Below are 14037 nucleotides of genomic sequence, written 5' to 3'. Positions count from 1 at the left end.
TTACTTTATCCCCTACTTTATTCACAAATTTCTATTGCATATTTGCTATAATAAGTAAACGATTATCCACTTGAGGAGGTTAAAAATGATTAATATAGAACAATTGCAAAAATCTAATCCTTTAATGAAATCTTTACAGAATTATCAACCCATTTTTTGGCATAATCCCAATTATAGTAATAATGAATCACTTCCATTTACAGTAGCGGATATCCAAGATGCATCAGATAGACTGTCACGTTTTGCAAGCTATATTCAAACGATATTCCCTGAAACGTCATCACTTAACGGACTTATAGAATCACCTTTAAAACAAATCCCAGCTATGCAACAAAAGATTCATAATCATTTTGGCGAAAATACTCATGCCCAACTTTGGTTAAAATGTGATCACGAACTATCCATATCAGGATCAATCAAAGCACGAGGTGGTATTTATGAAGTATTAAAGTTCGCAGAGAAGATTGCACAAACAAAGGGTAATTTAACAGATAAAGATGATTATAGCATTTTAGCAACTGACACCTATCGCAATTTATTTAAACAATATAAAATAGCTGTTGGTTCTACTGGAAATTTGGGGCTAAGTATTGGGATTATGAGTGCAAAACTTGGTTTCACAGTTGAAGTCCACATGTCTCATGATGCACGTCAGTGGAAAAAAGACTTACTCCGACAATATGCCGTGAACGTCATTGAACATCAATCTGATTACCAATTCGCTGTCTCTGAGGGAAGAAAATTAGCTGAACACGATACGTCTTGTCACTTTGTAGATGATGAAGGATCAGCTGATTTATTTTTAGGCTATGCTGTTGCCGCTCTTCGTTTAAAAGATCAATTAGAATCTAACTCAATTACAGTAGATGCACAACATCCCTTATTTGTATATTTACCTTGTGGTGTAGGCGGCGGTCCAGGTGGTGTAACTTTCGGTCTAAAATTAATTTTAGGTCCGCATGTACACTGCATATTCGCCGAACCAACACATGCGCCTTGTATGCTACTTGGTATGATGACGCAACTTCACGATAAAATAGCTGTTACAGATATTGGATTAGATGGACGGACAGATGCAGATGGTTTAGCTGTTTCAAGACCATCTCGACTCGTTGGTCAAATTATGAACAGTCTACTTTTTGGTGTATTCACAGTGGACGATAAACAAATGTATCGTTACTTATCATTACTTCATGAAACAGAAGATATCTTTATCGAACCTTCTGCCACTTCTGGATTCGATGGTATCGCTTCAACAATCGCACATGCTGAAAAATCAGGCATAAAAACGCAACATGCAACTCATATTATTTGGTCTACTGGTGGCAATATGGTACCAGAAAACGAAAAATCACAATACTTACAAATAGGTGCAAAACTCAATTAATCAAATATAAATATTAATCATTATTAGCATCTATAATATGGCCGTTAATTTTACCTAATCATCGTTATTAACCAATATGATTCTCCTCTATTTCTTAGTTATGTATAAAATGGTAGCTTTAGTTCAATCCCTTTTTATACATAACTTTTTCCTTTCTATTTTCGGACATTCACTTGTTTATATCATTCGTTTTCACCTATTCAAACTAGGGTATTTTTATAACAAAACATTCTCATCATTTTAAAATAATAGTATTTGAAATTTTGTTATTTTCAGAAAATTTATTGAATTAAAAAAACAACTATGTTAAAGTATTATTTATCATTACACTTTAGTTCGGTAGAGAGTAAAAGCGAAATAGGAAAAGGTGGTCACAATATGAATACAACTGCACTAATAAAAAATAAAGAATATGAATTGTCATTTTTAAAACATTTTCAAGAGAATGACTTTAACCTTGTAGATTTCAGCTTTATAGAGTCATTATCTTGGCAATCATTAACAAAAGACGATTTACAACAAATGACTGAACGTAGTTTTTGGCAACATGATCATCATATTTACGCACTGCGCAATGATTTTACCGATCAATTATTACGTTATTACAGTAACTATCCACCTCAATATCAAAGGGTAGCCTATACAGGACCAATCGTAAGAGACAACGAAGTATATACGCAACTAGGTATAGAACATTACAATCCTACAATTAGCGATATGCAAGAAGATTTTCTAACATTTTACAAATTTATACAGACAACATTAGATGATGATATCGATTTTGTTATATTAGGACACTATCAACTTATAGATTTATTATTATCTCCTAATGAACAAACACAAACGATTTTAAATTTAATTCAAGAACGTAATATTTCAGAACTAACAACACAGCTAGGAACAGCTCATCCTGTCGTTCAATTATTAACAACAAAGACAACTGAACAATTAAACTTGTTAAACCAACTCTTTCCATATGATCACAAAACAATTCAAGCACTGCGTCGTTGGGAACAATGGTTTAAATCAAACGACATCACAAATATTCACCTTGATATTACACCTCAAGCCCCTCGTTCTTATTACAAAGGTGCATTTATGCGTTGTCACCTAAAAAACAACAAATCTAAACAGTTAACAGGTGGATTTTATAAAGGTGAATTAGAAGGTTTTGGACTTGGATTTATACTATAAAAATAAGAAGGAGAGAAAATTATGCTTACCGTAGCCTTAGCAAAAGGACGTTTATTAAAGAGCTTTATTGCTTATTTATATGATATAGATGAACAAAAATTAGCAGATGCGTTAGAACAAAGAGAGCGTCAATTATTAATTTCTGTGGATGATATACAATTTGTTTTAGTCAAAGGTAGCGATGTCCCTATTTATGTAGAACAAGGTGTTGCAGACGTTGGAATTGTTGGTAGTGACATATTAGAGGAAGGCAATTATACAATCAATAATTTACTAGATTTACCTTTTGGTGAATGTCATTTTGCACTAGCTGCTAAACCTGAAACAACTCAGTTTAAAAAAGTAGCTACTTCTTATACTAAAACTGCAAAAACTTATTTTGAATCACAGGGATTGGATGTAGAATTGGTTAAACTTTCTGGTTCTATCGAACTCGCTTGTTTAGTCGATATGGTAGACGGTATTGTCGACATCGTACAAACTGGAACGACATTAAAATCAAATGGTTTAGTAGAAAAAGAAACATTAAAAAATATTAATGCAAAATTAATTACCAATAAAGAAGCCTATTTTAAAAAATCAAATGAAATTGATTCATTTATTCAAACATTGGAGGTGTCACTCATTGATAATAGATAAAACAACGTTTCTCAATGACTATTTAAGCCAATCGGCACTCAATGAAGATTTGTACCCTGTAGTTAAAGATATCTGTGATACAGTCAAAACATCAGGTGATGCCGCCCTTAAATCTTATAATGCAAAATTAGATGGTGTTGAAATAGAAAACCTTAAAATACCATATAGTGATTTAGAAACAGCATATAATAATATAGATGAATCTCTTCGTGATGCATTAAACACAAGTCACGACCGAATCAAAGCTTATCAAACATCTATAAAATGGTCAGATAAACAAGGTACAGAAGAATGTTATGAAATGTACCATCCCTTAGAACGTGTAGGTGTCTACGTTCCGGGTGGAAAAGCAAGTTACCCATCAACTGTATTGATGACGGTCACATTAGCAAAAGTTGCAGGTGTCTCAGACATCACAGTTGTTACACCACCTCAAAAAAATGGCCTACCTGATGTCGTACTTGCCGCTTGCTATATTGCTGGTGTAGATAATGTCTTTCAAGTTGGTGGTGCACAAAGTATCGCAGCTTTGGCATATGGAACTGAAACTATACCAAAAGTCGATAAAATTGTCGGTCCTGGCAATCAATATGTAGCGTATGCTAAAAAGTATCTCTATGGTCAAGTTGGCATTGACCAAATCGCAGGACCTAGTGAAATAGCTTTAATCATTGATGAGACAGCAGATTTAAATGCTATAACTTATGATGTCTTTGCTCAAGCTGAACACGATGAAATGGCGAGAACTTTTGTTATTAGCGAAAATCGTGAAGTTTTAGAACATTTAGAAAGCACTATCCAACAACGTTTACGTACGGTAGAACGTCAACCAATTGTAGCAGCCAGCCTAAAAAACAATCACTTTTTAATTGCAGTTGCGAATAAAAATGAAGCAAGTGATGTAATGAATCAAATCGCACCAGAACATGCTTCAATACAAACAGTTAATCCTCAGGAGTACTTAAATAAAGTACGCTATGTCGGCGCATTATTTTTAGGCTATTATTCTCCTGAAGTTATTGGAGATTATGTCGCTGGTCCAAGTCATGTATTACCTACTAATCAAACAGCACGATTTACAAATGGATTATCAGTTAATGACTTCCTTACACGCCATTCTGTTATTAATTTAACTGAATCTACATTTAATAATATAGAAACGGCAGCGCGAACACTCGCGCATCAAGAAGCATTATATAACCATGAACAATCTATTAAAGTCCGAACAACGAAGGAGTAAGTGCCATGATAAGAATTAACAAAAATGAAAGTCCACTTCGTCCATTATCAAATGAGCAGCTTGCCGAAATCATTCAACAAGCAACATTTAATTTTTATCCTGATGACGAATATAATCGCTTTAAGCAAGCTTATGCTAATTATTTTAATTTAAAGCCTACACAAATCACAGCGGGTAATGGATCAGACGAGTTGATTCAAAAATTAATGCTAATTATGCCAGAAGGACCTGCTTTAACGCTAAATCCAGACTTCTTTATGTATCAAGCTTACGCAGGTCAAGTTGATAGACCTATTGAATTTGTAGACGCTGAAGATGACTTAACATTTAAACTAGATACGATTTTAAACAGAATTGATGAAGTCCGCCCATCATTTTTTATCATGAGTAATCCGCATAACCCTACCGGCCATCAATATACATTATCTTTTTTAAATACGATAGCGGATAAAATGAAAGCTATCGGCGGCTATTTCGTTATTGATGAGGCCTATTTAGACTTTGGTGAAGCTTATGATATTGAATTAGAATCACATATATTACAAATGCGAACTTTATCCAAAGCCTTTGGTATTGCGGGATTACGTTTAGGTGTACTAATAGGTACTGAAGAAACAATAAAACGGATTCAACGTATCGAGCATCCTTATCCATTAAATACAATCACTTTATATATCGCTATTTATATGTTTGAGCATAGTGAAATGACTGCTAGCTTTATTGAAGCACAGCGTAAACTAGCTTTAAAATTACGTGATATCTTTAAAAATGAAGTCTCAGATATTATTAAAATTTATCCCTCTGCGACCAATTTCGTTTTAACTAAAGGAGAAGCTGCACATAGTTTGGGTGAATACATACAGGCACACGGTTTCTTACCGCGATTATATGATGAGCCAAAGATGTCTGATTATGTGCGTTATTCTATCGCAACAAATGAGCAATTAGATCAATTAGCAGAAATTATTAAAAACTGGAGGATTCAATATGACTTATCAAAAAAAGCGTAATACTGCAGAAACCCAATTAAATATTACACTTGCAGATGATGCTAGCCAAAGTAATATCAATACAGGTGTTGGCTTTTTAGACCATATGTTGACCCTCTTTAGCTTTCATAGTCAGCTATCGATTCAAATCGAAGCAAATGGAGATACTGAAGTAGATGACCATCACGTAACAGAAGATATTGGTATCGTTTTAGGCCAATTATTATTAGAAATGGTCAAAGATCGTACAACATTCAAGCGTTACGGCCATAGTTATATCCCTATGGATGAAACACTATCTCGAAGCGTTGTCGACATAAGTGGTCGACCATATCTATCATTTAATGCCGAATTTAGTAAAGAAAAAGTCGGCACTTTTGATACAGAATTAGTAGAAGAATTTTTCCATGCATTAGTTATCAATGCACGTCTAACAACACATATTGATTTATTACGTGGCGGTAATACACATCATGAAATAGAAAGTATTTTTAAGTCCTTTGCTAGAGCACTTAAAGATGCATTATCACAAAATGACTATGACGGTATTCCTTCATCTAAGGGTGTGATTGAATGATTGCTATTATAGATTATGGACTGGGAAATATTCGGAATGTACAACGTGCTGTAAAACATTTGGGTTATGAGGCTATTTTAACTGATAAACAAAGTGAAATTGAAGCTGCAGAATTAGTCATCCTTCCTGGTGTAGGACACTTTAAAGATGCTATGCGTGCAATAGAACAGCGTGGTTTAGATTCTATTTTAAAAGCAATTCATAACAAACCTATCATCGGTATTTGTTTAGGTATGCAATTATTATTTGATTGGAGTGCAGAAGGTAATGTGTCAGGATTAAAGCTAATTCCTGGTAAAATTGTCCCTATCGACACACCCTATCCTGTACCACATCTAGGTTGGAATAACCTAATCAGTAATCAACAACAATTAACGAATGATGTATACTTTGTTCATTCTTACCAAGCTGAAATGTCTCAATTTGTAGTTGCTCATGCCGAATATGGTACGCAAATACCTGCTATTGTTCAACATAGACATTATATTGGCATTCAATTCCATCCAGAAAAAAGTGGTGAAGATGGACTAGCAATATTAAACCAAGCTCTGAAAGGCGGTTTCTTAAATGATCAAATTATGGCCAGCAATTGATTTAATCAATGCTACAAGTGTGAGATTGACAGAAGGAAAATATGATTCAGAAGAGAAGATGACTCGAACTGCTGAAGAAAGTATACAATTTTACAATCAGTTTCAGTGTGTTGATCGAATTCATATTGTTGATTTAATCGGTGCAAAAAACCAATCATCTATAGAACAAGACTATATTAAAACATTAAGAAATTTAACCGATAAACCGATGGAAGTTGGTGGTGGTATTCGAAGTGAATCCACAATCCAACACTACTTTGATGATAATATCGACTTTTGTATTATTGGTACTAAAGGAATTCAAGATTTAGAATGGTTAACCGAAATGGCACAAAAATATCCAAATCGTTTATACTTATCCGTCGACGCTTACCGTCGCGAAGTAAAGATTAATGGTTGGGAACAAGATGCACAACTGGATTTATTTGATTTAGTCAATCAAATCAATGATCTACCTCTTGGTGGCATAATATATACCGATATATCAAAAGATGGTAAATTGTCAGGTCCTAACTTTGAAATTACTGGGCAACTCGTTGAAGCAACGAATAAACACGTTGTGGCATCTGGCGGTATACGTCATCAACAAGATATAGCTCAACTTGAAACACTAGGTGTTCATGCCGCAATTGTAGGAAAGGCAGCTCACGATCCGAACTTCTGGGAGGGTTTATCATGATAAAGAAACGTATTATACCCTGTTTAGATGTAAAAGATGGACGCGTTGTTAAAGGGATTCAGTTCAAAGGATTGCGTGATATTGGCAATCCAGTAGACTACGCCCTTTATTATAATGAGCAAGGCGCTGATGAATTGGTTTTCCTAGATATTTCACGTACCGAGGCAGGTCACGACCTGGTATTAGACGTTATTGAAGAAACAGCCGAAAAATTATTCATCCCACTCACTGTTGGCGGTGGCATTTCAACGCTAGATGATATTTCAAATCTATTAAATCACGGTGCAGATAAAGTATCATTAAATTCAAGTGCCTTAAAGCATCCAGAATTTATTAAAGAAGCAAGCGAAAAATTTGGTAGTCAATGTATCTGTATTGCTATTGATAGTAACTACGACAGTGAATTGGAAGATTACTTTTGCTATACACATGGTGGTAAACAGCGTACCGATGTCAGAGTATATGACTGGGTCCAACAAGTTGAAGCTCTAGGCGCTGGCGAATTACTAATCACAAGCATGACACATGATGGAATGAAACAAGGATTTGATGTAACACACCTGCATGCAATTGAAGAATTAGTAAATATACCTATCATTGCTTCTGGTGGTGGTGGCAAGCCCGATCACTTTGTTGATTTATTTAAACAAACAGACGTATCTGCTGGTCTTGCTGCAAGTATATTGCATGATAAAGAAACGACCGTAAACGAAATCAAACAAACAATGTCCCAAGGAGGTATTCCAATAAGATGACACAACCCGACTTTTCTAAAGGATTATTACCAGCTATATTACAAGACGTTAATACTAAACAAGTCTTAATGCTAGGTTATATGAATGAAGCGGCCTATAAAAAAACGTTAGAAGATCGCATAGTATGTTTCTATTCAAGATCAAAAGAACGATTATGGACAAAAGGTGAAACATCAGGTCATACACAAGAAGTACGTAATATTCACCTTGATTGTGACCAAGATACCATATTAATTGATGTGGTCCCAAATGGTCCAACATGCCATACCGGTAGCCAAAGCTGCTTTAATACTGAGGTACCTTTTAATGTGCAACAATTAGAGCAAACTATAGATCAAAGTTCACTTTCTAATAAATCCAATTCTTATACGCAATATTTATTAAATGAAGGTCTTGAAAAAATCACTAAGAAATTTGGTGAAGAAGCATTTGAAGTTGTCATTGGTGCTATGAAATCAGATAAAGAAGAAGTAACTAACGAAACAGCTGATTTAATGTATCACTTGTTTGTCTTATTACATGCTCTAGATATCGATTTTAAAGATGTCGAATCTGTATTAGCAGAACGACATAAAACATCGAACAATTTCAAAGGTGAACGTACAGACGTTGAAAATTGGTAATACCTTCTTAACATATCAAACGCCATTATCACATCTTATATTTAAGATGCTAGATAATGGCGTTTGATAGTTTATTTTAATAGTTGTTGTTTAAAATTTTTCGCTTGTTGCTCTACAGAAATGATGTCAGCATAAATTGCTTCATCCATCGTATAATATATAACATGGTTATTTTGTACTGCCTTATTATTTTTCCAAATAGATGATTTTACAAATTCATTATTTGGCTTCTTACCATTTGTGGTTGGAATCAGTAAATAATCACCTGAAAAGTCATTAAACTTTTCTTTTGGCACTTTCATATATTTTTCTTTTGGCATAGCTGCTTTAGCATCGGAATCTTCTGCTAATCCAAAACCTTCATATATGGCTTCACTGCCTCTTCCAAACCTTGGACCAAATTGGTAAATATCTTTCGCCTGAACATCCATTATAGAAAAGGTCTTATCATCTCCAATTGCCTGCTTAATTGCTCGGCCATCTTTTTCTAATTTTTTGGATAAGTTATTAGCCTGTTTTTTTGCTAATTTCTCTTTATTAACTAATTTACCTAATTCTATATGTGTTTCTTTATAATCCATATTTTGAACCTTTATTGGAACAGTTGGCGCAATCTTAGCTAACTTTTTATTATTTTTGTTTTCTTTATACGTAATAATCAAATCGGGTTTTAATTTAGCTGCCGCTTCCACATCTTCTGGATTAATTTTTTTCACCTTATCCATTTTTAAATATTTAGAATTTGGAAATACATTAGTAATTGCAATTGGCTCTACACCTAATTTTTTAAAGTTACCATAATTTGCAGTCAAATCCAGTACGCGTTTTGGATGTTTAGGTATATTCACTTTACTTCCATCTGATGTAACATATTCCCTAACATCACTTTCAGTCTTGGCTTTTTTACTTTCTTCAGACTTTCCACAAGCTGCTAATAATAATATAAAACATAACATAACACTTAATAACTTTTTCAAAATATAAACCTCCCATTATCTATTAACTTTAATAATAATAGATAATGATTATCATTTGCAATGTATAATTGATATTATTTAAATAAATTAGTATAAGCAATAATTTACTGTATCTTGCATTTTAATTATCTATAGATTAAAGCACAACAATATTTTTAATTTACCTCCTACTCTTTCACTGAAAGGTTACAAAAAACGCTACTTATCGTAATAGATAAGCAGCGTTTTTTTATATGTTTTCAAATAGATAGACATCGCCAGTTGCTTCAAAATTATCGTACTGTTCATCTCGACTAAAACCTAAAGATTTTGCAGTCTGAATAGAAGGTATATTGTTAATTTTAGTATGTGCCACAATTCTATTGTCTATACGTTGCACTTTCTTTATATATTGAATAAGTGCCTGACAAGCTTCTTTTGTATAACCTTTTCTTGCATACTTTGGGCTTAAGCGATAAGCCAAATTCAACACAATATTGCCATCTAAAGTCTTATATTTTAAACCACACATACCAATCATTGTTTCAGATTCTTTTTCAATCATTAAACAATATCCAAAATCATATTGAGACCAGTGTGTCTGCCATTCGTTTAACATTTCTTTTGTTTCATCAATTTCTTTTTGTGGCCCAGCTGGATTATAAAGATTAGTCTTAGGATCGGCATGCAATTGATATAGTTCTTCTAGATAGTATTCAGTTGGTCTAATTAAAAATAAACGCTTCGTTTCTAATACAATATTCAAATTAAGCTTTAACCCCTTTATATTGAAATAAAGATATATATTACAGTTTATAAAGTAATATATATTTGTCTATACAGGTCTAACCGTAATTTCATTTACATTAACATGACTTGGTTGCTGTAAAGCATATACTACGGATGTCGCAATATCTTCAGGGTCTAATTTTTTACGCTCTCCCCAATCCGTCGCCCCGCTTAATGGTGTATCAACCATCCCCGGTGAAATACTTGTGACTCTAACTCCTGTTTTAGCCAATTCTTTTTCTAAGCCTTGAGTAATAGAATGAACGGCTGCTTTCGTCGCACTATACATTGTACTTTTCTTAGTAACTTCAAATCCGGAAATTGATGCAATATTGATAATATGGCCGCTTGATTGCTCTAAAAATGTCGGTAAAACGGCATTAATTCCATATAGTGTTCCTTTGACATTAACATCAATCATTGTATCCCAAGCTGCTACATCACCTTCTGAAATAGCTGAAGATAACATTTGACCAGCACTATTTACTAAGATATCAACGCTACCAAATTGTTGTTTCACCTTCGATACAACTGCCTCAACCGCTTCTTGTGAGGTAACATCTAATATTTCTGTAGATACCTCCGTTTCAGATAATTCAGTAACCTCTTCTTCAACCTGTTTAAGATTAGCTTCATTTCGACCTGTTAAGACAATTTTGACACCTTGTCTAGCAAGTGCTTTAGCTATACTAGCACCAATACCACTGCTACCACCTGTAATAATAGCAACTTTATTTGTTAATTTCATAATTGAACGTCCCCTCTTCTTTTTATAATTTTCTGTTACTTATTGTGCTTATTTTATCATTTAGTGTTTTTGATATAAAAGAATTAGTGCCGTATCATTATTAGAATATAGTAGTTATTAAGTATATAATAGAAATGTATATTTATGTTCTTAGAAAAGGAGGACAACCGATGGACTTTGAAAAACGACTTGCATCGTTACGAGAAGCACGTGCAAGAACGAGTTTTTCCTTTAAATTCGAAGCATTATTTGAACCAGACGAATGGTTAAACATGAGTTTAGAAACACGTAAGCATGCAGAAAAATCATTCAGAAATTTTATAACAACACACGATAAACTCCGTATCCCTTATACATCAGAAGAACATATTCGTATGAGAATGTACAATTCTGTTTATGAGTACAACGAAATCAAACATAACTTTAAAATGTATGTATGATTTATTCTTCCGTTATTAAACGATTAATGTATAACATAAAAAACCTACATGAACTGTGGTTATTCAGTCCATGTAGGCCTTTTTACTATTTTTGGGCGTATAATAAATCATGAAAGGTGATACTTGGGAGAAAAATATGCACTATTGGTTTTAAATGCTGTGGGCATACAGCTAGCACAATGCATTTTTTCTTAAGATGTCTACAGTGTATTAACTCGTCACTAATTGTGTCTTTTCTATACCATATTGGTATAACTTTTCAGCGTCTATATAAGATATATAATCAATACTTCTGTATCCATCTTTAATGTCATTAATAATACCTTGATTTACACCAGTGTGTGTGTAAATCTCATAACTACTTTCATTTGAAAAAATAACTTCTTCAATTACTTTTCTCATCTTAATCACTCCGTATTTTTTCATTCGTTAAGCTTTTATCTCTTCTCTACACTTCATATTCTACTTCATGATATAAGAGATTTAAAGTATTTTGTGATTGTTTTCACATAATTATCACTTTTATTATTCTCTTTTAATAAAGTAACAGTATATCATTTGACATTTATGTTATTTTTTTCACAAACATTCATATAGTTTATTATGATTTATATCCAAAGTCTGGAATACGAAGCCATCTCTGTCTTAAATAATGTGCCACAGCTTTAGGTCTTCTTTCCCTTGTAAAGATACCTTTTTTATTTCCTTGAACTCGAATAATACCACTAGATGTTTCAAAATCTGCAAAGTTCCAAGTCTGTTCACCTATAAACTGTGGATATTGATCAATAATCTCGTGATTTGCTTCATAATATCGAACTTGATATTCTTCTGTAAACAATTCATCATTAACCGAGTGTAATCCAGCTAGTGTATCTGCACCATATTCAGTGAACATAATCGGTTTATTAGGTTGTTTTTCGCTCCATCCATCCAACTCTTTTTTCAATGCTACTTTTGCTGCCTCTAAATCACCTGTCTGAGTATACCAACCATAATAGCGATTTAAGCATAAGACATCGACTAAATCTTGTACTTGGCAAACTTCAGGTTGTGCGGTTAACAATGTAACAATTGTGACAGGTCTTTTTTGTGGATCACAATGCTTTGCAAGGTTAATGAGTGGTTCAAAGTATGCCTTCGCACCTTTCTCTGTTGATGCCGGTTCATTCGCAATAGACCACATCACTACACAAGCATAATTCTTATCTCGAGCAATTAGTTCTTTTATTACTGCTTCATGTGCAGGTTTCGTCCCTATTTCTTCGAATGTCTTTCTATTTTCCGTTCCAGATAAAATCGCATCGAAGTTTAAATGGACACCTACACCAGTTGTTTCGTCAATGACAACGATACCTTGTTCATCAGCAAGTCGCATCATTTCTTCTGAATATGGATAATGTGATGTGCGGAAAGAGTTAGCGCCAATCCATTTTAGTAAGTTTAAATCTAGTACATTACCCACTTCGTTAATGCCTCTACCATGATAATATGTATCTTCATGTTTCCCAAAACCTTTGAAGTAAAAAGGTTTGTCATTGATTAAAAATTGGCCATCTTTTACTTTTACTGAGCGAATGCCTAAGCGTTCTGTATAGATATCAATTAGTTTGTTATCTGAATACAATGATACTTCAAATTGGTACAAATATGCATTTAACGGTTGCCACAAATGAGGTTGTTCTATTTCTATGATACCTTTCTGACCGCTTCCCTCTGCTACAACATTGCTAGATTCATCTAACAATCTAATACGTATATCTACATCATCTTTGTTAGTAGCAATATCATAATTTACTTGTGCTTTATCCTTTAAAACTTCAGGAACTAGCGTTATATCCTTTATATATGCTTTTGGTGTCGTATAAAGTTTCACCGGTCTATGCAACCCAGCATAGTTAAAGAAATCAAAGTTTGGGGTATTGGTTTTAATTGTTTTACCATGTTCATCAATACTTTCTTCATATTTACCTACTGGGAGCGTAGTTTCATCTAATATATTATTAACGCATACCGACAATCTGTGTTGTCCCGTTTGGATTCCATGGTCTAACTCAACTTCAAATGGTAAAAACCCACCTTGATGCGACACAATAACTTGACCATCAAGATACACAGTTGCTTTATGTGTTGCAGAACCAAATCGTAAAACAATGCGCTCATTCTGCAATATTTCCGGTATAAATATTGTGCGTTCATACCATACGTTACCAACATGATTTCTAATTTCTGCATTTACACCTTGATCATTGTATGAACCTGGAACTGCCATAACTAATTCTGTGTCTAGCGGTTGTTCAATATGAATTGGGTCGTCATCATGTTCTAATTTAAACTTCCATATACCATTTAAATCTGTAATTTGTCGTTTTTCATTCACTACTGGATATAACATAACTAATCTTATCTCCTCTCATTTTATAAACGT

At 33.6% G+C, this 14037-nt stretch carries 16 protein-coding genes; 11 read left to right on the top strand and 5 right to left on the bottom strand.

Annotated elements, in window-relative coordinates:
- The first annotated feature begins 85 nt into the window (after positions 1 to 85).
- The 10 genes from MHZ36_RS02180 to hisIE all read left to right on the top strand — a co-directional run bounded on the left by MHZ36_RS02180 (position 86) and on the right by hisIE (position 8676).
- Positions 86 to 1387 carry a D-serine ammonia-lyase gene (locus MHZ36_RS02180; protein ID WP_239229312.1) on the top strand — a complete coding sequence of 434 codons (1302 nt, stop codon included), beginning with the start codon at positions 86 to 88 and terminating at the stop codon, positions 1385 to 1387.
- Between the two features lie 378 nt (positions 1388 to 1765).
- Positions 1766 to 2581 (top strand): ATP phosphoribosyltransferase regulatory subunit, encoded by an 816-nt coding sequence (locus tag MHZ36_RS02175; protein ID WP_239229311.1) that lies wholly within the window; start codon positions 1766 to 1768, stop codon positions 2579 to 2581.
- A 21-nt stretch (positions 2582 to 2602) separates the two neighbouring features.
- Positions 2603 to 3220 carry an ATP phosphoribosyltransferase gene (gene hisG, locus MHZ36_RS02170; RefSeq protein ID WP_239229310.1) on the top strand — a complete coding sequence of 206 codons (618 nt, stop codon included), beginning with the start codon at positions 2603 to 2605 and terminating at the stop codon, positions 3218 to 3220.
- Complete coding sequence (gene hisD / locus MHZ36_RS02165) at positions 3210 to 4460, top strand: histidinol dehydrogenase (protein WP_239229636.1); 1251 nt, start codon at positions 3210 to 3212, stop codon at positions 4458 to 4460. The genes hisG and hisD overlap by 11 nt, the downstream gene beginning before the upstream one ends.
- Before the next feature lie 5 nt (positions 4461 to 4465).
- The gene (locus MHZ36_RS02160) at positions 4466 to 5470 is read left to right on the top strand and encodes a pyridoxal phosphate-dependent aminotransferase (RefSeq protein ID WP_239229309.1); all 1005 of its coding nucleotides are present in this window, start codon (positions 4466 to 4468) and stop codon (positions 5468 to 5470) included.
- Complete coding sequence (gene hisB / locus MHZ36_RS02155) at positions 5448 to 6026, top strand: imidazoleglycerol-phosphate dehydratase HisB (protein ID WP_239229308.1); 579 nt, start codon at positions 5448 to 5450, stop codon at positions 6024 to 6026. The genes MHZ36_RS02160 and hisB overlap by 23 nt, the downstream gene beginning before the upstream one ends.
- Complete coding sequence (gene hisH, locus MHZ36_RS02150) at positions 6023 to 6619, top strand: imidazole glycerol phosphate synthase subunit HisH (RefSeq protein WP_239229307.1); 597 nt, start codon at positions 6023 to 6025, stop codon at positions 6617 to 6619. Before hisB ends, hisH begins: the two co-directional genes overlap by 4 nt.
- Positions 6594 to 7298, top strand: coding sequence for a 1-(5-phosphoribosyl)-5-((5-phosphoribosylamino)methylideneamino)imidazole-4-carboxamide isomerase (gene hisA / locus MHZ36_RS02145; RefSeq protein WP_239229306.1), 705 nt, complete (start codon positions 6594 to 6596; stop codon positions 7296 to 7298). The genes hisH and hisA overlap by 26 nt, the downstream gene beginning before the upstream one ends.
- A complete protein-coding gene (hisF, locus tag MHZ36_RS02140) occupies positions 7295 to 8053 on the top strand; it encodes an imidazole glycerol phosphate synthase subunit HisF (RefSeq protein WP_239229305.1) in 759 nt (252 codons plus the stop codon). The genes hisA and hisF overlap by 4 nt, the downstream gene beginning before the upstream one ends.
- A complete protein-coding gene (gene hisIE / locus MHZ36_RS02135) occupies positions 8050 to 8676 on the top strand; it encodes a bifunctional phosphoribosyl-AMP cyclohydrolase/phosphoribosyl-ATP diphosphatase HisIE (protein WP_239229304.1) in 627 nt (208 codons plus the stop codon). The genes hisF and hisIE overlap by 4 nt, the downstream gene beginning before the upstream one ends.
- Before the next feature lie 71 nt (positions 8677 to 8747).
- Here hisIE and MHZ36_RS02130 read toward each other — a convergent pair whose 3' ends face one another.
- The 3 genes from MHZ36_RS02130 to MHZ36_RS02120 form a co-directional block, all read right to left on the bottom strand.
- Positions 8748 to 9653 carry an ABC transporter substrate-binding protein gene (locus MHZ36_RS02130; protein ID WP_239229303.1) on the bottom strand — a complete coding sequence of 302 codons (906 nt, stop codon included), beginning with the start codon at positions 9651 to 9653 and terminating at the stop codon, positions 8748 to 8750.
- Positions 9654 to 9882: 229 nt separating this feature from the next.
- A complete protein-coding gene (locus tag MHZ36_RS02125) occupies positions 9883 to 10398 on the bottom strand; it encodes a GNAT family N-acetyltransferase (RefSeq protein WP_239229302.1) in 516 nt (171 codons plus the stop codon).
- A gap of 69 nt (positions 10399 to 10467) precedes the next feature.
- Positions 10468 to 11172, bottom strand: coding sequence for an SDR family oxidoreductase (locus MHZ36_RS02120; protein WP_239229635.1), 705 nt, complete (start codon positions 11170 to 11172; stop codon positions 10468 to 10470).
- Positions 11173 to 11339: 167 nt separating this feature from the next.
- Here MHZ36_RS02120 and MHZ36_RS02115 point away from each other — a divergent pair, with 167 nt between their 5' ends.
- The gene (locus MHZ36_RS02115; protein WP_239229301.1) at positions 11340 to 11609 is read left to right on the top strand and encodes a DUF1413 domain-containing protein; all 270 of its coding nucleotides are present in this window, start codon (positions 11340 to 11342) and stop codon (positions 11607 to 11609) included.
- A gap of 210 nt (positions 11610 to 11819) precedes the next feature.
- Here MHZ36_RS02115 and MHZ36_RS02110 read toward each other — a convergent pair whose 3' ends face one another.
- On the bottom strand, positions 11820 to 12011 hold the full coding sequence (locus MHZ36_RS02110) for a hypothetical protein (protein ID WP_239229300.1): 192 nt from the start codon (positions 12009 to 12011) through the stop codon (positions 11820 to 11822).
- A gap of 199 nt (positions 12012 to 12210) precedes the next feature.
- Positions 12211 to 14004: a beta-glucuronidase gene (uidA, locus tag MHZ36_RS02105; protein WP_239229299.1), complete on the bottom strand. Its 1794-nt coding sequence runs from the start codon at positions 14002 to 14004 to the stop codon at positions 12211 to 12213.
- Positions 14005 to 14037 lie beyond the last annotated feature (33 nt).

It is taken from the genome of Staphylococcus sp. ACRSN (assembly GCF_022346615.1).
Classification (GTDB): Bacteria; Bacillota; Bacilli; order Staphylococcales; family Staphylococcaceae; genus Staphylococcus.
This window is presented reverse-complemented; position numbering and strand designations above follow the sequence as displayed.

Bases quoted from the DNA above. Each gene is read 5' to 3' on its own strand.
- MHZ36_RS02180 (WP_239229312.1), top strand. From the start codon at position 86: ATGATTAATATAGAACAATTGCAAAAATCTAATCCTTTAATGAAATCT.
- MHZ36_RS02175 (WP_239229311.1), top strand. From the start codon at position 1,766: ATGAATACAACTGCACTAATAAAAAATAAAGAATATGAATTGTCATTT.
- hisG (WP_239229310.1), top strand. From the start codon at position 2,603: ATGCTTACCGTAGCCTTAGCAAAAGGACGTTTATTAAAGAGCTTTATT.
- MHZ36_RS02160 (WP_239229309.1), top strand. From the start codon at position 4,466: ATGATAAGAATTAACAAAAATGAAAGTCCACTTCGTCCATTATCAAAT.
- hisB (WP_239229308.1), top strand. From the start codon at position 5,448: ATGACTTATCAAAAAAAGCGTAATACTGCAGAAACCCAATTAAATATT.
- hisH (WP_239229307.1), top strand. From the start codon at position 6,023: ATGATTGCTATTATAGATTATGGACTGGGAAATATTCGGAATGTACAA.
- hisA (WP_239229306.1), top strand. From the start codon at position 6,594: ATGATCAAATTATGGCCAGCAATTGATTTAATCAATGCTACAAGTGTG.
- hisF (WP_239229305.1), top strand. From the start codon at position 7,295: ATGATAAAGAAACGTATTATACCCTGTTTAGATGTAAAAGATGGACGC.
- hisIE (WP_239229304.1), top strand. From the start codon at position 8,050: ATGACACAACCCGACTTTTCTAAAGGATTATTACCAGCTATATTACAA.
- MHZ36_RS02115 (WP_239229301.1), top strand. From the start codon at position 11,340: ATGGACTTTGAAAAACGACTTGCATCGTTACGAGAAGCACGTGCAAGA.
- MHZ36_RS02110 (WP_239229300.1), bottom strand. From the start codon at position 12,011: ATGAGAAAAGTAATTGAAGAAGTTATTTTTTCAAATGAAAGTAGTTAT.
- uidA (WP_239229299.1), bottom strand. From the start codon at position 14,004: ATGTTATATCCAGTAGTGAATGAAAAACGACAAATTACAGATTTAAAT.